Source organism: Cohnella sp. CFH 77786, from assembly GCF_019400745.1.
Classification (GTDB): Bacteria; Bacillota; Bacilli; order Paenibacillales; family Paenibacillaceae; genus Cohnella.
Genome location: NZ_WJIB01000001.1, coordinates 634,264 through 652,282, shown reverse-complemented (window position 1 = coordinate 652,282; position 18,019 = coordinate 634,264). Strand labels below are relative to the sequence as shown.

General features: G+C 57.7%; 21 protein-coding genes, 2 rRNA genes and 1 pseudogene. 19 read left to right on the top strand and 5 right to left on the bottom strand.

Features of this window, described 5'->3' with window-relative positions; all coding sequences use genetic code 11:
* A 23S ribosomal RNA gene (locus tag GE107_RS03090) occupies positions 1 to 119 on the top strand; the annotation flags it as partial.
* Positions 120 to 288: 169 nt separating this feature from the next.
* Positions 289 to 405 (top strand): 5S ribosomal RNA (gene rrf, locus GE107_RS03085).
* A 159-nt stretch (positions 406 to 564) separates the two neighbouring features.
* Here the strand turns inward: rrf and GE107_RS03080 are convergent.
* The gene (locus GE107_RS03080; protein ID WP_219637975.1) at positions 565 to 792 is read right to left on the bottom strand and encodes a hypothetical protein; all 228 of its coding nucleotides are present in this window, start codon (positions 790 to 792) and stop codon (positions 565 to 567) included.
* A 378-nt stretch (positions 793 to 1,170) separates the two neighbouring features.
* On the opposite strand from GE107_RS03080, the gene GE107_RS03075 reads away from it, so the two are divergent.
* Complete coding sequence (locus GE107_RS03075; protein ID WP_219637974.1) at positions 1,171 to 1,683, top strand: phage holin family protein; 513 nt, start codon at positions 1,171 to 1,173, stop codon at positions 1,681 to 1,683.
* 138 nt (positions 1,684 to 1,821) lie between these two features.
* Positions 1,822 to 2,196 carry a cupredoxin domain-containing protein gene (locus GE107_RS03070; protein ID WP_219637973.1) on the top strand — a complete coding sequence of 125 codons (375 nt, stop codon included), beginning with the start codon at positions 1,822 to 1,824 and terminating at the stop codon, positions 2,194 to 2,196.
* A 59-nt stretch (positions 2,197 to 2,255) separates the two neighbouring features.
* On the opposite strand, the gene GE107_RS03065 is transcribed toward GE107_RS03070, so the two are convergent.
* On the bottom strand, positions 2,256 to 2,513 hold the full coding sequence (locus GE107_RS03065) for a hypothetical protein (RefSeq protein WP_255570106.1): 258 nt from the start codon (positions 2,511 to 2,513) through the stop codon (positions 2,256 to 2,258).
* 89 nt (positions 2,514 to 2,602) lie between these two features.
* On the opposite strand from GE107_RS03065, the gene GE107_RS03060 reads away from it, so the two are divergent.
* The 4 genes from GE107_RS03060 to GE107_RS03045 all read left to right on the top strand — a co-directional run bounded on the left by GE107_RS03060 (position 2,603) and on the right by GE107_RS03045 (position 4,254).
* On the top strand, positions 2,603 to 2,890 hold the full coding sequence (locus tag GE107_RS03060) for a Dabb family protein (RefSeq protein WP_219637972.1): 288 nt from the start codon (positions 2,603 to 2,605) through the stop codon (positions 2,888 to 2,890).
* A 1-nt stretch (position 2,891) separates the two neighbouring features.
* Positions 2,892 to 3,038 carry a hypothetical protein gene (locus GE107_RS03055; RefSeq protein ID WP_219637971.1) on the top strand — a complete coding sequence of 49 codons (147 nt, stop codon included), beginning with the start codon at positions 2,892 to 2,894 and terminating at the stop codon, positions 3,036 to 3,038.
* Positions 3,039 to 3,054: 16 nt separating this feature from the next.
* The gene (locus GE107_RS03050) at positions 3,055 to 3,480 is read left to right on the top strand and encodes a DUF86 domain-containing protein (RefSeq protein ID WP_219637970.1); all 426 of its coding nucleotides are present in this window, start codon (positions 3,055 to 3,057) and stop codon (positions 3,478 to 3,480) included.
* A 114-nt stretch (positions 3,481 to 3,594) separates the two neighbouring features.
* Positions 3,595 to 4,254, top strand: coding sequence for a helix-turn-helix transcriptional regulator (locus GE107_RS03045; protein ID WP_219637969.1), 660 nt, complete (start codon positions 3,595 to 3,597; stop codon positions 4,252 to 4,254).
* Between the two features lie 726 nt (positions 4,255 to 4,980).
* On the opposite strand, the gene GE107_RS03040 is transcribed toward GE107_RS03045, so the two are convergent.
* Positions 4,981 to 5,913, bottom strand: a complete 933-nt coding sequence (locus GE107_RS03040) for a transposase (RefSeq protein ID WP_219637968.1) — start codon at positions 5,911 to 5,913, stop codon at positions 4,981 to 4,983.
* A gap of 643 nt (positions 5,914 to 6,556) precedes the next feature.
* On the opposite strand from GE107_RS03040, the gene GE107_RS03035 reads away from it, so the two are divergent.
* The 7 genes from GE107_RS03035 to GE107_RS03005 all read left to right on the top strand — a co-directional run bounded on the left by GE107_RS03035 (position 6,557) and on the right by GE107_RS03005 (position 10,366).
* Complete coding sequence (locus tag GE107_RS03035; RefSeq protein WP_219637967.1) at positions 6,557 to 7,045, top strand: hypothetical protein; 489 nt, start codon at positions 6,557 to 6,559, stop codon at positions 7,043 to 7,045.
* A 6-nt stretch (positions 7,046 to 7,051) separates the two neighbouring features.
* A complete protein-coding gene (locus GE107_RS03030; RefSeq protein ID WP_219637966.1) occupies positions 7,052 to 7,402 on the top strand; it encodes a YtxH domain-containing protein in 351 nt (116 codons plus the stop codon).
* 174 nt (positions 7,403 to 7,576) lie between these two features.
* On the top strand, positions 7,577 to 8,389 hold the full coding sequence (gene racE / locus GE107_RS03025; protein WP_219637965.1) for a glutamate racemase: 813 nt from the start codon (positions 7,577 to 7,579) through the stop codon (positions 8,387 to 8,389).
* Between the two features lie 133 nt (positions 8,390 to 8,522).
* Entirely contained in the window at positions 8,523 to 9,449 is a 927-nt protein-coding gene (locus tag GE107_RS03020; RefSeq protein WP_255570105.1) for a M14 family metallopeptidase, read from the top strand.
* A 73-nt stretch (positions 9,450 to 9,522) separates the two neighbouring features.
* Positions 9,523 to 9,795: a hypothetical protein gene (locus tag GE107_RS03015; protein ID WP_219637964.1), complete on the top strand. Its 273-nt coding sequence runs from the start codon at positions 9,523 to 9,525 to the stop codon at positions 9,793 to 9,795.
* Between the two features lie 15 nt (positions 9,796 to 9,810).
* The gene (locus tag GE107_RS03010; RefSeq protein ID WP_219637963.1) at positions 9,811 to 10,113 is read left to right on the top strand and encodes an iron-sulfur cluster assembly accessory protein; all 303 of its coding nucleotides are present in this window, start codon (positions 9,811 to 9,813) and stop codon (positions 10,111 to 10,113) included.
* Positions 10,100 to 10,366 carry a YuzB family protein gene (locus tag GE107_RS03005; RefSeq protein WP_219637962.1) on the top strand — a complete coding sequence of 89 codons (267 nt, stop codon included), beginning with the start codon at positions 10,100 to 10,102 and terminating at the stop codon, positions 10,364 to 10,366. Before GE107_RS03010 ends, GE107_RS03005 begins: the two co-directional genes overlap by 14 nt.
* A gap of 66 nt (positions 10,367 to 10,432) precedes the next feature.
* On the opposite strand, the gene GE107_RS03000 is transcribed toward GE107_RS03005, so the two are convergent.
* Positions 10,433 to 12,397 carry an LTA synthase family protein gene (locus tag GE107_RS03000; RefSeq protein WP_219637961.1) on the bottom strand — a complete coding sequence of 655 codons (1,965 nt, stop codon included), beginning with the start codon at positions 12,395 to 12,397 and terminating at the stop codon, positions 10,433 to 10,435.
* 173 nt (positions 12,398 to 12,570) lie between these two features.
* Here GE107_RS03000 and GE107_RS02995 point away from each other — a divergent pair, with 173 nt between their 5' ends.
* Positions 12,571 to 13,203 carry an O-methyltransferase gene (locus GE107_RS02995; protein WP_219637960.1) on the top strand — a complete coding sequence of 211 codons (633 nt, stop codon included), beginning with the start codon at positions 12,571 to 12,573 and terminating at the stop codon, positions 13,201 to 13,203.
* On the opposite strand, the pseudogene GE107_RS02990 reads toward GE107_RS02995, so the two are convergent.
* A pseudogene (locus GE107_RS02990) lies at positions 13,170 to 14,365 on the bottom strand (MFS transporter). The gene GE107_RS02995 and the pseudogene GE107_RS02990 overlap by 34 nt on opposite strands.
* 170 nt (positions 14,366 to 14,535) lie before the next feature.
* Between GE107_RS02990 and hemE the strand changes: the two are divergent.
* Genes hemE through hemG form a run of 3 tightly spaced genes read left to right on the top strand, consistent with a single transcriptional unit; the run spans position 14,536 to position 18,001 of the window.
* On the top strand, positions 14,536 to 15,591 hold the full coding sequence (gene hemE, locus GE107_RS02985) for a uroporphyrinogen decarboxylase (RefSeq protein ID WP_219637959.1): 1,056 nt from the start codon (positions 14,536 to 14,538) through the stop codon (positions 15,589 to 15,591).
* Positions 15,588 to 16,529, top strand: a complete 942-nt coding sequence (hemH, locus tag GE107_RS02980; protein ID WP_219637958.1) for a ferrochelatase — start codon at positions 15,588 to 15,590, stop codon at positions 16,527 to 16,529. Before hemE ends, hemH begins: the two co-directional genes overlap by 4 nt.
* The gene (hemG, locus tag GE107_RS02975) at positions 16,529 to 18,001 is read left to right on the top strand and encodes a protoporphyrinogen oxidase (protein WP_219637957.1); all 1,473 of its coding nucleotides are present in this window, start codon (positions 16,529 to 16,531) and stop codon (positions 17,999 to 18,001) included. The genes hemH and hemG overlap by 1 nt, the downstream gene beginning before the upstream one ends.
* The last annotated feature ends 18 nt before the right edge of the window (positions 18,002 to 18,019 follow it).

Here is an 18,019-nt window from a genome sequence, read left to right as displayed (position 1 = left end):
TCAAGATGAGATTTCCCAGTATGTAAGACCCCTGGAAGAACACCAGGTTGATAGGCCCGGGGTGGAAGCGCGGCAACGCGTGCAGCTGACGGGTACTAATCGGTCGAGGGCTTATCCTACGCAGCAGCCCACAGGTTTGCACGGTGTTTCATCAATCAGCACGACGTTTCGTTTCGCATCCAGTTTTCAAGGTGTAAACAACCTTGTATACGCAAGTCTGCAACGTGTTGCTCCGCAACACCGCATGCAGCCTCGCGGTTCGTGACGACTTCGTCGCACGAGATCCGATCTGGTGGCAATGGCGGAGGGGTTCCACGCGTACCCATCCCGAACACGACCGTTAAGCCCTCCAGCGCCGATGGTACTTGGACCGCAGGGTCCTGGGAGAGTAGGACGCCGCCAGGCAGGAGCCGTCTCTGGAGTCGACAAGTCGACGAACAGGGTCGGACAAACGAAGGACATCTTCGATCGAAGGTGTCCTTTTTGTTTTGCCGTTTTTGTTCCCCGCAGATTGAGTTCTGGATCGTGCCAACCCCCGTCAGTGTCCGCCTGACGGGGGCTGCGTCATTTCTTGCGCAGCAGCCATTCGTCATGCCAACCGCAAGGGTGGCACGGATAATAGTAATGCGGATGGAAGTGATGGTGGTGATGGTGATGCGGATAATAGTAGGCATTGTCATGGACGGGAGCCATCGGAACCGGCATGACCGGCATATTCGTTATGGGTGCCGCCGGTATATTCGGTGCCGGCATCGGAACGGTTTTAACGGGCTTTACGGGTTCTACGCGCATTCGCAAATCCCTCCTCGCAGATTGATGTTGACAGCATATTCGGCACAGACAACTCGTGATGCTTGCCCGACTGAAATGGGTGTCAAGATGGTCGATCGCACACCGGGAGTCATTATGGGAAATCGCCGTACGTTCCAGGATGGGTTTCCAGCGTGCTTTGCCGGGAACCTAACAGCATGCTGGGCGAGTTCGGTCAGGATCGGCAGGCAAGTTCGCTGAAATCGAACGCTCGCTGCCGTTTGTTATTTGCGTTGGTATTCATCGGGGGCGATAAGATCCTCGCGGCACGCAGCGTACGCACCGGTATAAGCCGTTACCGACTTGTCCACTTCTTCATACGCTGGATTGTAGCGGTGTTTCAACTGGGGAGGGGATGGGATGCAGCTTCAAGCAGGTATTGTAACGGCGATTCTAGGGTCCGTCATCACCTTTTCCTTTGGCATTTGGCAGGAATCGTTAACGCTTCTGCTGGTCTTAATGGGGGTCGACTATATCACCGGCGTTTTTGCGGCCATCCGAAGCGGTACGGGGCTGAACAGCAACGTCGGTTTTTGGGGACTAGGCAAAAAAGGATTGATGCTGCTGGTCATCCTGCTGGCGCATCGGGTGGACGTGCTCCTCGGGACGACGATGGTAATGGGAGGCGCGATATCCTTTTATGTCGTCAATGAGCTGCTGTCCGTGCTGGAGAATTACGGGAAGCTCGGCTTGCCGCTTCCCAACAATCTCAGGCGCATGGTTCAAATCTTGCGAGACAGGAATAACGGCGGCAATGGCGGCAATGGCGGCAATGGCGGCAATGAAGGCAATGATGGCAATGATGGCAATGAAGGCAATGATGGCAATGATGGCAATGACAATGACGGCAATGGCGGCAGACAGCGCAAATAAGCGGCGGTTCTCGACGTTCATCAATTTGTCAAATGTGAAAAAAAGTTGCCGGTTCTTCTTGAATCCCTGCTTGAGTTCAATCCGCCACTTTAGGTAATATAAGAGGTAGACATTTTTGATGAGCAGGGGGAGCACTCGATGTACAAATGGATCATGTCCGCGATCGTAACCGTCGCATGCGCCTTTGGCGTCTACTTGCTGGCGTCCGGGCTGCCGGAAAAACCGCATGAGGAAGTTTTGCCGGAGGGGCAGGAGCTCCTTAAAATTACGGCTTCGAACTTTGAGTTCGATCAGAAGGAATACCACGTCAAAGCCGGCACGAAATACAGGATCAAATTCTCCAATTCGCTGGGGAAACATGGCGCGGCGATCAAAGATCTGGGCATCGACCTGAACGAGAACAATCCGACCCAGGAAGTCACGTTCGACAAGCCTGGCACGTATGAACTGCATTGCTCGATTATGTGCGGACAGGGCCATGCCGGCATGAAAGCCACCATCATCGTGTCATGACGCCAAAAGGAGCCTTCCCAGGCTCCTTTTTTCCCGTTATGCCGGATAATCCATTTCCGCTACATATGTTTCCAGGTCCGTAAGCGTGCGATGCCCAAATCGGCCAAATATCCGATCAGCGCGTAGCTGATTAACGTCAGCAAATACATGAGCCATACGTTTACCCGGTGGATGTCCGAGAACAGTTCCACGAACCAAATAGGAACGCTGAACATGAATAGGAACACGTTGTGGGGATCGTAACCGGAATAGTTGAACAAGCATAACGCGGCGCCGAACAGCGTGAAGGCTAGGGTGACGGGATAACGCATACGCATGTCGGTTCTCCCTTCGGCCGAATGTTGCCCGTAGTATGCACGGGGAACGCCCTCAGAATACCAACAGATAACGGAAAGGGGATTTGTCCTTGATCACGCATATCGTATTGTTCAAATTAAAGGATCGTTCGCCTGAAAACATCGAGCGTACGGCGCAAGTCCTTCGCGACATGGAAGGCAAAATCGAAGAACTCCTTTTCATTGAGGTCGGCATCGACGTCGTTCACTCGGAGCGTTCTTACGACATCGCCCTGACGACCCGTTTCGAATCCTTGGAGGCATTGCAAGCATACCAGGTTCATCCGGTTCATCAGAAAGTGATTGAGCATATGTCGCGGGTGAGGGAATCCTCGATCAGCGTCGACTATGAGAACTGATATGGCGCCGAACATTTTACTCGCGGAAAAAACGGACATGGGCAACGGCGATCTGTTCGAGATGCTGACTTATCTGCTGGTCGTCCTGGTTAGCGCGGTCGTGATGATCGTCTGGCTGAAGCGCAGGGGAAGACGGAAACGCAAGTAGAAGGAGGCCGGAGGCGGTGTACTACGTAAACCGGGAAAGCATAGACGCGCGGTTGGCCTGCATTCCGGATATCGCCCAAGCGTTGACGGAGGCCGTTTCCGACTGGAAAGGAACGCTCCTGCAAGGACTCGCGCAGGAGAGGGCCCTCCACCTCTCCGTAGAAATCGTAACGGATGTGGGAAGCTGTCTGATCGACGGTTTTCTGATGAGGGACGCCAGCAGTTATGAGGATATCGTGGATATTATCGCAGGCGAAGGAGTCGTGCCATCTGAGGTGGCCGAACCGCTTCGTACACTGGTGGGGCTTCGCAAGCCGCTGGTTCAGGAATATCACCAATGGCCCCGTGACCGGCTGCATCCGTTAACCCCCGAACTGCCGGACCTGTTGCGCCGTTTTCAGGAATACGTGTCGGATTATTTGCGCCGGGAATTGGGGAAATGATGGAATCCGCTGCAGGAGCGATTTACGTTTAGGGACCTTTCCGGTACAATGAATTCAACGACTGGTCCTTGTCGATCATGCTGCCAATGGACGGTGGAGAAGGAGGGGATGCTCATGCTGCCGCAGGAAGATCGTTCAACCCGAAGCCAATTGCTTCAGATGCTGAAGACACAGGGTAATTGCAGCACCAGCGACATGGCCAAGGCGATGGGCATTACCGAGATGGCCGTCCGTCGGCACATCCAGACCATGGAGAGAGACGGCTTGATCCGCTCCTCCTTGGTCAGACAGGCCATGGGAAGGCCATCCTATCGATATTCTCTCACCGAGCAAGCGGACGATCTCTTTCCGAAAAACTACCCGCAATTGACGCTTGATCTGCTCAGCGAATTGGAAGGGCAGCCCGGTGGCAGCGAAATCATCGACCGGATGTTCGAAGGACGCCGGGATAAGCTTGAGACACGGTATCGGGACCGGATGCAGGACTTGACGCTGGAGGAACGGGTAGCCGAGCTTGCGGCAATTCAGAATACCGGCGGCTACATGACCGATTGGGCTCCCGATGCGGATGAGCCGGGCGCCTATAAGCTTTATGAATACAATTGTCCAGTTGCCCAAGTAGCGAATCGTTACCGCCAGGCTTGCCATTGCGAGCGCCAACTGTTCGAGCGATTGTTGGACGCGGAGGTAGAGCGCACAGAATGCCTGGCTGACGGGGGGCAGCGCTGTACGTACGCCATTCGCAAAAACCAAGCTTCTTTGCCTCAACGTTAATTCCGAGCAAAGACCGAACCCAGCCGCGTGCGGTTGGTTTTTTCTTTGTCTGGGCGACGAAGTTCGTGTATCCGGGCTCCCCAATATTATGGCCACTATTTACCTCGCTCAGGAGTATTAACACATTATGAACTTATTTACTTCGCTCAGGAGCATTGCCACGTTTTGGCCCCGATCAATTACCTCGCTCAGGAGCATTGCCACGTTATGGCCCCGATCAATTACCTCGCTCAGGAGTATTAACACGTTATGGACATCATTTACCCGAAGTATTTCCTCATTTGGCATTTCCCCCGGCCCTATGGGTGCTATTGACTACGCTCAGTATGATTGGGTCCGTAAGCAGAATGCCGTAGAAGCGATGTGTTAAGAGGCTGCCATATTTCCCGAAGGTATCCCCATCCACATCTAGTGTAAAAAGAGAGAACGGCAAACAAAATTCTATGCGGAAGAGACAAGGGCTTCAAGAGCAGACGGATTTGCCCACGTTGAATCGAACACCGATCATATTCTCATGAAGACACGAGTCAAAACGTCGAACGCAAACAAACTGCGCAGTTTTCGAGACACGCGAAACGAGCGCATCCACTTTTGCTGTGTCTTGCATCTCCAACCGACATGGAAACTCCGCGTTGAAACTCACACTGTGCAGATGCCAAAAACAGAACGAAATCCATTCCGAAAGTGCGATAGACGTTTTGCGGATACTTGCGCCGGGACGTCCGGTTATCCTGCCCGTTTCCTCTTGTTGGTTTTCAGCACCTGGAAATAGTCTTTAACGACGGGAATTCGAGAAGGACGAGAGACAAGTTCCCGATACGTAATCCTGGCAAATCGGGTGCCCAAACTTATGCACTGGCTAACGGAAGGGGTACAAAGGATGGCTTGATTTGTGAGGTAACAATATTGATCCAAGTAAGCTTGCAAATGCTTGGGACCGATCCCTTTGAATGTGGCATTCAACCAGGTTGCCGCCATTTTTCCGAGTCGCATGAGAGGATTCGAACGTAGACGGATGGACCGTCCCAAGTCCGAGATGATCTCCGTCGCATCCGGTTTCACGTGTTTCATCTGGAAATTCCTTACCCCGTTATGGCTGGCGGATCTCATCACGATATCTTCGCTTGGCACTTGTTTGATTTTGATCGTCTCGGGTATCCCTTCCCCGTTAATGGTTGCACCTACGAGCAGCGGATGCTCTTGAGGATGCCGATAAATAGTAGAATTGTGGGCACGTCCATATAAAGCAGGAGTGATTCGGACTAGCCCGCCGAGCAGCTGACGTTCGTCTGCGCGGCTCATGGCGTGGCGGATTTTATGGCCCAAGAGCCAAGCGGTTTTATAAGTGACGCCTATGATTTCGGACAAACGGAGAGCGCTGACTGCCGAGCTCTGGGAGTGCAGATAGAAGGCGCGAAACCAAGAACGCAGAGGTAAGCGGCTTCCTTCCATAATGGTTCCAGCGGTCAAGGAGGTCTGATGGCCGCATTCCCGGCATTCGTAGAGAGGCAGGCGACGAGTCCGAATGAGGTAGTATTGCCGATGACCGCATAGCGGGCAACGGAAGCCGTCGGGCCATTTGATCTGAAAAAGAGCCTTTATGCAGTCCTCTTCACGCTCATACCTGCAGCAAAATTTCTCGAACTCAGCTTCGTCCATCTCCATCACCTGCTCTACTGGATATCCAACTTTTGTTCCCTTTGCTTTTTATTTTACGGAACAAATGTTCGCTTATCAAGTGCTAAATTGAAAATTTATCCTGAATGCTGGAGGGCTGGAAGAGGCCTTGTCAAAGGGTTCATTCTTTCTTAGTGTAGGATGGGTGGAAAAACATGATCGGGATCTCATCCTATTTTTATTCTGAGGTAACGGGATACTTCAGGGGATTTTACCGGTTGCGAAAGAATTTGCGCAGCACCTCCTGAGCGAAAGGGACACTGGTCATCGTTGACCTGAGCGTAGGGGATAGTGGTCATAGTTTGCCGGAGCGAAAGGGACTCTGATCATGGATAGCCTGAGCTGGGAACAGCGGACATCGTTGATCTGAGCGAAGGGGATAGTGGTCATAGTTTGCCGGAGAAAAGTAATGGGGTCCGGAAAATGGAGGGGTCAGAGGAGTGGACGCACGACGCAACGGATTGAATCTGAGCGAACGGGATAGTCGTAACGGTGCAATCGACGGAGACCGTAAAAAAGATCCGTTTGTCCGCAGTGTCAAGACGAGCGCCTGCTTACTATACTGTCACTAACCGCATGGGCATTCGCCCGGGTGAAACGGCGGGGAAACCGGGAGGGGTTACCGATGGCATGGGATATCGCCGCGTATGCGGCAGCTTTGGGCTTGCTGGCAGTAGCGGGTGCGATATCGGCAGCGGTATTCCGTCTGTTCGGCATGCTGCGGCGGTGGGATCGGATGGCGTTGCGGCTTGCGAATAAAGCCGACGAGGCGGTAGACGAATACACGCGTCTGGCGCAAGAGGTCCGTGATATGGCAGAGCTATGCCGCCAAACGGTCAGCGGCTTCGCACGGCTCGCGGAGGGAGCGAGAGCTGTAGGGGAAGCCGCTGAAACCGCGGCGCAGGCAGCCGCGAATGCCGCTTCCTATTGGCATGACCGGCTGACGTTCCGCCGATCGGCGGAACGGGATGGCGGCATGCCGGGCGAGCCAGCCGAAGGTATGGCCGGGATCGTTCGGTATTTGCGGCAAGTCCTGCGAGCCCGCAAGCCGGCGGAACCGTTCGGGGAAGACGATTACCCGGGAGCGAGTGCGGATCCTCATTCAGGAGAGTGAAATCGCATGGCAGACAAAAAAGTTTTGAAGTCGTTTATGTGGGGCGCTTTGACCGGTGCGGTCACGGGTGCCGTTTCCGCGCTTCTCTTCGCGCCGAAATCGGGCAAGGAGCTTCGGAAAGACATCTCGGCGACGGCCCAGAAGGTAGGCGGCAAAACCGCCGAAGTCGGACGGCAAGCCGGGGCTGCGGTGCAGACTCTGGCGAAACGGACTTCGGAGTTCGCTTCCGATGCCAAGCACGCCGCGGGACGCTTCGTCACGGATATCCGTTCCCGCAAGGGAATCGCCGAACCGGAAGCGGGCGAAACCGAATCGGACGAACGGCCGGGAGCGGAGGATCATTCCGCGGTGCGTTGATTCCAGCCGAGCAAGGAAGCCTGTAAGCGCGCAGCCCGCTCCCGCCGGGCTGCGCGCTTTTTCACCGCCTTGAACCTTGTCTGGATATAGGCTAAGATGTAGGTACCTTTTGCGGAAGGGCCTCATAATCTAACAAGAATCGACCCCATCTTATCTGAAGAAAGCGGTGTTCTCGTGCAGCAGGCGATTGCAGTCCTGGACTCCGGAGTGGGCGGACTGACCGTCGTTAAAGAAGTGATGCGCCAATTGCCCCGGGAGAAAATTTTGTATTTGGGCGACACCGCTCGGACGCCTTACGGACCCAGGCCTGCGGAAGAAGTCATCCGTTTTACCCGCGAAATCGTGGATTATTTGCTTCAGTATCAACCCAAAATGATCGTCATTGCCTGCAATACCGCGACGGCTGTCGCCCTTCAGGATATCCGCAGCCGGGTGAGCATCCCCGTCGTCGGAGTCATCAATCCCGGAGCCCGGGCGGCGATCGGCCGCTCGAAGACCGGCGTGATCGGCGTCATCGGAACCGAAGGCACGATCAAGAGCGGAGCTTACGAACATGCGCTCCGCAGGCTGTCGCCGCGCCTAGAAGTCATTACGAAAGCATGTCCGGATTTCGTGCCGCTCGTCGAGGACGGAAATTTCCGTTCGGAGGAAACGTACCGCGTCGTGTCCTCGGCGCTGGAATCGATTAAGCAGGGAGCGATGGACTGCCTCATTCTCGGATGCACCCATTATCCGTTTTTGGCGGAGACGATATCCGAGGTGATGGGGCCGGAAGTCGGTCTCATCAGTTCGGCAGAGGAAACGGCCAGAGAGATTAGTACGATTTTGCATGAAAATAATCAGTTGGCGGGACGGGACGAAGTGCCGATCCACCAATTCTTCTGCAGCGGGGATCCGCGCAAGTTCCAAGAAATCGCCCAATCGTGGCTGGGCGAACATATCCGTCTGACACCCGTCGTGTGGCGGGTTCCCAATATCGGAGCATAACCGGCCGCCGCACCTACCATGGAAATCCCGGAATTCGACCCGCCGATTCCGGGATTTTCTTTTGCCAGGAAGGGACATACGGAGCCGGAGTCCCTCATACATCAATATCATCCCGGGAAGAGGAGGGAGCGGGTTGTCGGAGGAAAACCGAAACGGACGGACGGAACTGTCGCCGGAGGAATACCGATACGGATGGACGGAGCTGTCTCGCGATCTACAAAGGTTGGTTTTAAGCTATCCTTTCTTGTCGGTTTGCTCAATCGGCTGCAGCGTGCTGGGCAAGCCGATTTACGCGTTCCGGATCGGGGAAGGGCCGTTCCGATGGCATTTTAACGCGAGCTGCCACGCCAACGAATGGATCACGACCCCTCTCGTCATGCATTTCGCGGAACAATACGCCGCGGCATGCTGCACTCAGGGGACGGTGGGCGGGAAGCCGGCGTCGGCGCTGTACCGGAAAACCTCGCTTTGGATCGTTCCCATGCTGAATCCCGACGGCGTCGAATTGGTTCAGACCGGGCTGCAACCCGGCCATCCGTTTTACCGGGAGCTGTTACATTGGAACGGAGGCAACCTCCGGTTCGAAGATTGGAAAGCGAATGCGAGAGGCGTGGACTTAAACGACCAATTTCCCGCCCATTGGGAGGAAGAGCGCGAGCGCAGGCAGACGCCGGGCCCAGGGCCTCGGGATTACGGCGGCCCCGCCCCGCTCAGCGAGCCGGAAGCGTTCTCTTTGGCGGAATGGACGGCGGGGATGGATTTTCACGCCGTGATCGCGCTCCATACGCAGGGAGAGGAAATTTATTGGAATTACCGGGGCCACGAGCCGCCGGAGTCGGGAAGCTGGGCGGAGCGGCTGGCGGAGGCTTCCGGTTACCGCGCGGTTTATTTGGAGGGAAGCGACGCCGGCTACAAGGATTGGTTCCTTCAGGCGTTCGGCAGACCCGGATTTACGGTGGAAGCGGGCTTCGGGCGCAACCCTCTGCCATTTGCGGAGTTTCCAAGCATCTCGGAGCGATTGAACCGGTTGCTCGCCGAGGCGCTCGATTTGCCGGAGTAGATTCATCTTCGACCGTTAGGGTAAACTGGGAGCAATCGCAGTCGAACATGCCGAAAGGCAGGAGGAAGCCCCCATGACCCGAAAAAAATCCCTGACCCGTCTCTGGAGCCGTCTGCCATCCCGCGTATGGAAAATTTTGCGTTCCCCGCAAGTGAGTCTCGGGGACAAGCTTCTGTTCATCGTCCCCGTCGCATTGTACTGGGTCCTCCCCGACCTGATGCCGTTCGTCCCGATCGACGATGCGGCGGTAACCGCCTTGGCCGCCGCTTGGTTCGCCCGGTACATGGAGCGCAAATACGCGCTGGAAAACGGCGCAGGAAACCATTACAATAGAGCGAGACCATGACGGGAGTGGAAAACCATGAAGTGCAAAATTACCCGCAACGCGGCCAATGTCCTCCGGCGAGAGCTGGACAAGCAGGAGAACGCAGGCAAAAAGCTTCGCGTCATTATCACGCACAGTCACGGAGACCATGCCCACTACGGGCTGGATTTGGGCGTGCCTACCGACAAGGACGAAGTCGTCGCGACGGACAAAGGCATCGACGTCCTGCTCACGAGCGGCGAAGAGCTGCTGGACGGCGTGAAAATCGACTACTTATATTTTCCGAAAGAGGGTTTCGTCATCACCAACCCGAGCAAAGGCAACCATGGCGACCATTGAACAGACGAATCCAGGCGGCGCGCCGGGAGCGGGTCATAACGACATCCGGATTTGCGACAAGTGCCGCCACATCCGGGTGAAAACGATGGTGTCCAAGCTGCAGAAAATCGCCCCCGGCACGGAAGTGAAGGTCGGCTGCAAATCCTACTGCGGACCTTGCTCCCGTTATGCCTTCGTATTCATCAATGGCCGTTACGTCACGGCTCCCACGGAGGACGAAGCGGTGGAAAAAGCGCGCCGGTTCGTGAAATAAGCGGGAATCCCGTAAAAAAGACCGCTCCGCCTCAGTCGAACAACTGGCGCGGAACGGTCTTTGTTCTTACTTTTGAGCCGTCTCTTCTTTCATCCTCGGCACCAGATCGTGGTCCACGATCCGATCGGATATTTGCAGCTCGGTTCGCGCTTGCTGCGCGCCGGGGAGACAGACGGAGGCGTCCTGGACCGACCCGTCTTTCATGGAATAACAAGTCCCGCGGCCCAAGATGCCTTCGCTGCCGGGAACGAAAAAGACGTTTCCGTCCGTAAAACCGCCGTTGCGGAACACGACGTTTTTGGGAGCGGAGGACATCATGCTGACGCCCATCATCGCGTAATTCTCGGCCTGAATGCCGAGCAAATGGAGGATTGTCGGTTCCGTATCGATTTGGCCGACCGCTTTCTCGTTCACGCCCGCATGTTCGTCGTTCGGCAGGTGAATGAAGAACGGCACTTTTTTCAGGATCGTGCTCTTCTCCAGCTCGGTCACCGGTCTGCCGAACAGTTTGGCATAATCGTCCCAGTTGTTGATCGAATTGTCATGGTCACCGTAGAACATCAGAATCGTATCGTCCCAGAGTCCGGCTTTGTTCAGCTCGTCGACCAGGACGGCTACCGCCTCATCCACATAGTGGGCCGCCTGGATGTACGTGCCAAGCAGCGTTCCGTTCAGATTCCCGACATCGAGATCGTGCTTGCCGATGGCGTACGGATGGTGGCTGGACAGCGTGATGGCCATGGCGTAGAAGGGATATTTATCGCGGTCCGCGATTTGCTGCACGGTCTGGCGGAAGAACGACTTGTCTCCGAGGGACCAGCCGAGCGGCTCGTCGATTTTGAAATCCTTGATGTTGTAAAATTTGTCGTAATCCATGTTGTGGTACATGTTGTTGCGATTCCAGAAGCTGCCGTCGTACGCGTGATGGACGGTGGCTCCGTACCCTTCGGCCTTGAGCACTTGCGGCAGGCAGTCGAACTCGTGGCTGGCGAAGCGAATGAATACCGATCCCGAGGAGACCGGCTGGAAGGAGCAGCTCGTCGCGAAATCCGCGTCGGACGTCCGGCCGTTTGCCGTCTGGTGGTAGAAATTCGGGAAATAGACGCTCCGGCCGATCAGCTTGTTCAAGTTCGGCGTAATTTCCTGGCCGCCGATCTTCTGGTTGATCAGAAACGCCTGGAACGCTTCCGCCTGCACGACAAGGACGTTTTTGCCTTTGTACGCGCCGAACAGCGGGTCGGATTCAGCCTGTTTCTGCAGCTGTCGCCGTTCGTTAATCCAATCTTTGGCCTGCTGGATCTGCTCTTCGGTGACGCCTCCGCCGAGCCAATTCTCCTTGGCGTACCGGTATGCGTCATACCCATGGAAGCCGAACAATCCGGTGACGTTATAAATCGGCACATTCCACCAGTTGCCTTCGAATAAGCCGGCTGCCCACCCGTTTTTCTGCTGCTCGACGGGGATGGCGATCAGCTGATAGCCGATCGCGAACGCGAGAATGCCGGTCAGCAGCCGGATCGAGAGCTGGAAGCGACGCGTACCGGGCGGCCGATAGCCCCGCTTGGGGCTGCTGTTCCGGAACACCCACACCGCGATCAGGATCGCGAAAGGCAAGTCGGCGAAGTAGATGGCGTCTTTGTAAATGATCAGGCTCGAGATGCTATCCTGCAGCGAGCTGACCTGCCCGGCCTGCATGAGAACGGGAACGGAAATGAAATCTTTGAAATAGCGGAAGTAGACCAGGTCGGAGAAAATTACCGCCGAGAGCAGCAGGTCCAGGACGACGATCGACGCGATCCGTGCCCGCGGCCCCAGGAAGGCCGTCCAGAAGGTTGCCAGCATCATCGCGCCGAGGTTGACTTCCCATTTCCAATGGTTCATGCCTCCGACGTTCAAATGGCGGTCCAGGTAAGCCAGCTTGAACAGCATCGAGACGATCAGAAGCGCCGCGGCTCCATAAGGGATGTAGCGGAATCCGTTCCAAGAAATCCGCAAGCCTTTGCGGGCGGCGGACTGCAACTGCGTGAGCATGAATCGGTGGCTCCTTTTCCGGAAATCAAAGTTCAGTATAGCCCGAACGCCGAAAGTTTTACAATCCTCAAATGATGGCGTAATAAGGAGAAAATAATGATATGACATCCCATATACGATAAAATGGGAGAATAAGTTTCGTTAACGGTTCATTTTGGAAGGGGTGGACAGAGATGAGCGAACCCGTGGAAAACTATTTGGATTCGCTATTCGCAAAGGATTCCGATCTGGAGCGCGTGCTGGAGGGAATTCGGGAGCGGGGGATGCCGGAAATTTCCGTCGCGCCAGCTTACGGTCGCCTGCTTACGCTGCTGGCGACGCTCGCGCGGCCGCATGACGTGCTGGAAATCGGGGCTCTCGGCGGATACAGCGCCATCTGCCTGCTCCGGGGAATGCCGCCGGAAGGCAGGCTGACCTCCCTGGAAATCAGGGAGGATTATGCGGAATTCGCGAGAGGCAACTTGGCGGCCGCCGGCTACAAGGACCGTTCGGAGACGGTCATCGGGGACGCTTCGGGCTCTCTGGAGCGATTCGTCAGGGAGGGCCGGCGTTTCGACTTCTTCTTCATCGATGCGGACAAGGAGAATTATCCGCACTATTTGGAGCAGGCGATCCGGCTCGCCCGTCCGGGAGCGCTGATCGCCGCCGACAACACGCTTCTGCGAGGACGTACGATCGACCCTGGCAAAGAGGGGCCGTCGGTGATGGCGATGCGCGAATTCAACCGGCGGATCGCGCAAGACCCGCGGTTAACCGGCGCGCACCTGCCCGCTTACGACGGCCTTGCCCTGGCCGTCGTGAAATAGAACCAGACGCCCGTCGCGAAGAGCATCGCCGCGGACAGGAGAAAAAGTCCCCCGATCCCGATCGGTCCCGACAAGGCGCCTCCGATCACGGGCCCGAGCATGTTGCCGAGGCTGCGCTGCCGTTGAACCCGAACGCCCGGCTCTCCATGCCGTCGGGCGTATGCTTGCGCAGCAGCGCGTTCACGGTCGGAATGAGGCCGCCCATGAAACAGCCCAGCAGGAACCGCCAGACGAGCAGCTCGTCCACGGAGCCGACGAACGCCTGAGGCACGAACATGACGGCGGCTCCCGCGAGGGAGATCATGAGGATTTTCGTCGCTCCGATTTTATCGCCGAGCCGTCCGAGCAGCGGGGAGCAGATCATGTTCGACATGGCGGTGACCGAGCCGACGAATCCGGACCAGAAGCCGAGGTTTTCCGGGGCGACGTTCAGCTTCTCCACGTAGAGCGGAATCAGCGCCATCGGGCTCAGCATGGCGAATTGGATAAGCAGGGTGACGGAAAGCAGAACCGGGATTTGCGGGATTCCCATCAGCTCGCGGAAGCCTTTGACGACGCTGGACTGCGGGGCCCTCGCCGCGGCGGAGCGGTCGAAATTCTCGCGCACCATGATCCAGGACAGAGCCGAGGCGATGAAAAGCAGCGATCCGGTGATGTAGAAAATCGGGCGGAAGCCGAAGGTGTCCGCCATCAAGCCTCCGAGGAACGGTCCGAGGATGACGCCGGCCGTGCCGCCGGACTGGAGCGTCCCCATGGCGAAGCCCATCCGTTCCTTCGGGGTGGAGGCGGACACGAGCGAGACGGCTGCGGGCGTGTAGCCCGAGATGGTCCCGTTCGCCATCCGGAGGAGGAGCAAGTGGAGCGGCGTCTGCGCGAAGCCCATCAAGGCCATGACGAGCGCCATGCCGAATCCGGAGCGGAGCAGCATGATTTTGCGGCCATATCGGTCGGACAGCTTGCCCCACAGCGGCTGGAACAGGAACGAAGTCACGAAGTTCGCCGCGAAGATAAGCCCTGCCCAAACGCCGATTTCGTGCTCGTTCGTCAGGCCGAGATCTTGTTTCAGGTAAAGCGACAAAAACGGGGTGATCATCGTCATGCCCGCCATCACGAGAAAGTTGCCGAACCATAGAACCGCCAAATTGACTTTCCATCGATGCATGCATTCCTTGCTCCTTCCGGTCCGTCCCAAGCCGTAGAGTCAGTATACCATAATCCGATTGTCATTCATTTGTCATACTCCCCGGCCCCTGCCAGGTTGTGGGCGGTTTGCATAAAGGGCATAATGGGAAGAAAGAACAACCATTCCAGACAAGCAAGCGAGGTTGCCGGATGGCTTACAACGACCGTTTTATCCGCGCGTGCCGCAAACAGCCCGTCGACCGGGTGCCCGTTTGGTACATGAGGCAAGCCGGCAGGTACGATCCCGATTACCGCAAAATCAAAGAAAAATATTCGCTGCTCGAAATTTGCCGCCAGCCGGAGCTGGCGGCCGAAGTCACGCTCATGCCGGTGCGCAAGCTCGGGGTCGACGCCGCGATTCTTTATTCCGACATCATGAATCCCGTCGCTTCGATCGGCATCGATTTCGACATCGTCAAGAACGTGGGACCGGTTATCCATAATCCGGTCGCAAGCGCGTCCGACGTGGAGCGGCTGAAGCCGATCGACGTCGAGAAGGACCTGTCCCATGTCCTGGAGACGATCCGGATCCTGGGCCGGGAGCTTGACGTTCCGCTGATCACGTTCGCGGGCGCGCCTTTCACGCTGGCGAGCTACATCGTGGAAGGGAAACCGACCCGGTCCTACCGGCTGACGAAGGCGCTTATGTACGGGGAGCCCGCGGTATGGCACCAACTCATGGGCAAGCTGGCCGACATGGCTGCGGCGTATTTGCGGGCGCACTACGTGGCCGGCGCCAAAGCGGTCCAGCTCTTCGACAGTTGGGTCGGAACGCTGGCGCCGCACGATTTCCGGGAATTCGTGCTGCCCCACGTGAAGAGCATTTTCGACCAGATCGACGACCTGCCGATTCCCAAAATCTATTTCCCCGGGGTCAGCTCCGGGGAGCTCCTGTCCTCGCTGACGGACCTCCGTGCGGACGTCGTCGGGCTCGATTGGCGGGTGCCGCTGACGGAAGGCCGTCTCCGGACGGATGGCCGTTTCGCGATCCAGGGGAATTTGGATCCGTACGTCCTGACGGCGCCCGACTCGGTCATCAGGGAACATGCCAAGCGCCTGCTCGACGAAGGGATGCGGCAAGACGGCTTCATTTTCAATCTCGGACACGGATTGTTCCCCGAAGCTTCGCTCGACAAGCTCCGGGATTTGACCGCCTTCATTCACGAATATTCCTCTGAGAAGCTTCGTCCGGAGGTGAAATCATGACGCAAGCGAATGCCAAACCGGTAGGGGTGCTCGTCATGTCGTACGGCACGCCGGAAAGCTTGGACAAGGTCGAATCTTACTATACCCACATCCGCCGGGGACACCCGCCGACGCCGGAGCAGCTCGAAGAGTTGACGGGCCGTTACAAGGCCATCGTGGGCGGCGTGTTTCCGCTCCGGGAGAATACGGACCGGCAAGTCGCGGCCTTGCAAAGGACGCTCGACGGGATGGCGGGACCCGGACGTTACGTTTGCTACCAAGGGTTGAAGCACGCTCCGCCGTACATCGAAGACGGAGTCGCGGCCATGGCGGCAGACGGCGTCACGCAGGCCGTCGGCATCGTGCTCACGCCCCAGTACTCTTCCATGAGCGTCGGCGGCTATATCAAGAGAGCCCAAGAAGAAGCGGACAAACGCGGCATCGCGATGTCTTTCGTGAAGCAGTATCACCTGCACCCCTCCTTGATCGAAGCGCTGGCGGATCGGGTCTCTCGGGCGCTGGATCGGTTCGGGGATCGGAAGGACCGGGTCATGGTGCTGTTCAGCGCCCACAGCCTGCCGGAGAAAATCCTGGAAATGAAGGATCCGTACCCGGAGCAGCTGCTGGAAACTTCCCGCGCGGTCGCGTCCGCGGCCGGCGTGGAGCATTGGCAGTTCACCTGGCAAAGCGCCGGCAAGACCGGGCAGCCTTGGCTCGGACCGGACATCCTGGAAACGCTGGACCGACTGGCGGCGGAGGACGTGAAGGACGTGCTCGTGGCGCCCGTCGGATTCGTCTCCGACCATCTGGAAGTGCTGTACGACATCGATCTCGAAGCGAAGAAGCACGCGTCCGGCTTGGGCATTCGACTCGAGCGGATCGAGATGCTGAATGACGACCCCCGGTATATGGCGGCACTGGCCGAATCGGTGCGGGCGCTTGGGGAGGCGGCTTCATAATGGATCGTCATCATGACGTTCGAAAAGTGGCGGTGGTGGGAGGCGGCGTGACGGGCCTCTCCGCCGCTTTTTATTTATACCGGGCGGCCGAGGAGCGCGGGATGCCGATCTCCGTGACGCTTCTCGAAGGATCGGAACGGCTGGGCGGGCGGGTGGATACGCTTCGTCGGGACGGCTTCTTCATCGAACGCGGGCCGGACTCGTTTCTAGCCCGGAAGAGGCCCATGGTCCGGCTCGCCGAAGAGCTCGGGCTGGAGGATCAGCTTACGGGAACGAACCCGCAGGCGAAGAAGACGTACATCGTGCGCGACGGCGAGCTGCATCCGATGCCGGCCGGCCTGTACATGGGCGTGCCGGTCGATGGGGATGCCTTCCTCAAGACAGGACTCTTGTCGGACGAGGGCAAACGAAGGGCGCTCGAGGAAAGGGACATTCCGCCGGCGCCGGCCGGGGCCGGGGATGAGACGGTCGGGGCGTTTCTCGAGAGGCGCTTCGGGCCGGAGATGGTGAAACGGATATTCGAGCCGCTGCTGGCGGGCATTTACGCGGGCGACCTGTACGCGCTCGGCCTGCAGGCCGCGTTTCCGCAATTCCGCGAGCTGGAGCGGCAGTACGGCAGCTTGATCCGGGGCATGGCGGAAAACCGCAAAGCCTCGCAAGCGCAGGGGTCGGTGGGCGAGCCTGCAGTCCGGGCGGCCGGGTCCGTGTTTCTGACGTTCCGCCGCGGACTGTCCGCCGTGATCGAGGCGCTTGAGGCGAAGCTGCGGGCGTATGGTTGCGACATCCGGCTGGGAGCCCGAGCCGTCGCGTTGTCGAAGCGGGAAAACGCGTCAAGTTTCGGTCCAGCTGCGTACCGATTGTCGCTCGAAGCAGGAGCGCCCGTCGACGCGGACGCAGTCGTGGTCGCCTTGCCGGCTTCCGGCATCGCGGACTTGCTGGACCCGCACGCGGACGTCTCGGCCATGCGGAACATCAACTACGTCTCGGTGGCCAACGTCGTGTTCGGCTTCGGCGAGGCAGGGATCGGCCACCCGCTCGGCGGCTCGGGATTTTTGGTGCCCCGCGGGGAAGGCTTCCTGATCACGGCCAGCACCTGGACGTCGTCCAAATGGCTGCATACCGCGCCGGAAGGCAAACGCCTCGTCCGCTGCTACGTCGGCCGCGCCGGGGAAGAAGGCAACGTCGACCTCTCGGACGAGGAGATCACGGCCGGCGTCCGCCGCGATTTGAAGGCGCTATTGGGCGTGGACACCGAGCCGGCGTTCGCGGAGATCACGCGCCTTCGCCGATCGATGCCTCAATATCCGGTCGGGCACCGTCATGCCGCGGACATTTTTCTCTCGGCGCTGGGCGAGCGGCTGCCCGGCGTGCTGCCCGCGGGTCAGCCCTTCGGGGGCGTCGGACTGCCGGATTGCGTCGACCAGGGACGACAGGCGGCGGAGAAGCTTGTCGATTATTTGGCCGGAAGTTAAAATGTAGCTGATTACGGA

Bases quoted from the DNA above. Each gene is read 5' to 3' on its own strand.
- GE107_RS03080 (WP_219637975.1), bottom strand. From the start codon at position 792: ATGCGCGTAGAACCCGTAAAGCCCGTTAAAACCGTTCCGATGCCGGCA.
- GE107_RS03075 (WP_219637974.1), top strand. From the start codon at position 1,171: ATGCAGCTTCAAGCAGGTATTGTAACGGCGATTCTAGGGTCCGTCATC.
- GE107_RS03070 (WP_219637973.1), top strand. From the start codon at position 1,822: ATGTACAAATGGATCATGTCCGCGATCGTAACCGTCGCATGCGCCTTT.
- GE107_RS03065 (WP_255570106.1), bottom strand. From the start codon at position 2,513: ATGCGTATGCGTTATCCCGTCACCCTAGCCTTCACGCTGTTCGGCGCC.
- GE107_RS03055 (WP_219637971.1), top strand. From the start codon at position 2,892: ATGGCGCCGAACATTTTACTCGCGGAAAAAACGGACATGGGCAACGGC.
- GE107_RS03045 (WP_219637969.1), top strand. From the start codon at position 3,595: ATGCTGCCGCAGGAAGATCGTTCAACCCGAAGCCAATTGCTTCAGATG.
- GE107_RS03040 (WP_219637968.1), bottom strand. From the start codon at position 5,913: ATGGACGAAGCTGAGTTCGAGAAATTTTGCTGCAGGTATGAGCGTGAA.
- GE107_RS03035 (WP_219637967.1), top strand. From the start codon at position 6,557: ATGGCATGGGATATCGCCGCGTATGCGGCAGCTTTGGGCTTGCTGGCA.
- GE107_RS03030 (WP_219637966.1), top strand. From the start codon at position 7,052: ATGGCAGACAAAAAAGTTTTGAAGTCGTTTATGTGGGGCGCTTTGACC.
- GE107_RS03015 (WP_219637964.1), top strand. From the start codon at position 9,523: ATGACCCGAAAAAAATCCCTGACCCGTCTCTGGAGCCGTCTGCCATCC.
- GE107_RS03010 (WP_219637963.1), top strand. From the start codon at position 9,811: ATGAAGTGCAAAATTACCCGCAACGCGGCCAATGTCCTCCGGCGAGAG.
- GE107_RS03005 (WP_219637962.1), top strand. From the start codon at position 10,100: ATGGCGACCATTGAACAGACGAATCCAGGCGGCGCGCCGGGAGCGGGT.
- GE107_RS03000 (WP_219637961.1), bottom strand. From the start codon at position 12,397: ATGCTCACGCAGTTGCAGTCCGCCGCCCGCAAAGGCTTGCGGATTTCT.
- GE107_RS02995 (WP_219637960.1), top strand. From the start codon at position 12,571: ATGAGCGAACCCGTGGAAAACTATTTGGATTCGCTATTCGCAAAGGAT.
- hemE (WP_219637959.1), top strand. From the start codon at position 14,536: ATGGCTTACAACGACCGTTTTATCCGCGCGTGCCGCAAACAGCCCGTC.
- hemH (WP_219637958.1), top strand. From the start codon at position 15,588: ATGACGCAAGCGAATGCCAAACCGGTAGGGGTGCTCGTCATGTCGTAC.
- hemG (WP_219637957.1), top strand. From the start codon at position 16,529: ATGGATCGTCATCATGACGTTCGAAAAGTGGCGGTGGTGGGAGGCGGC.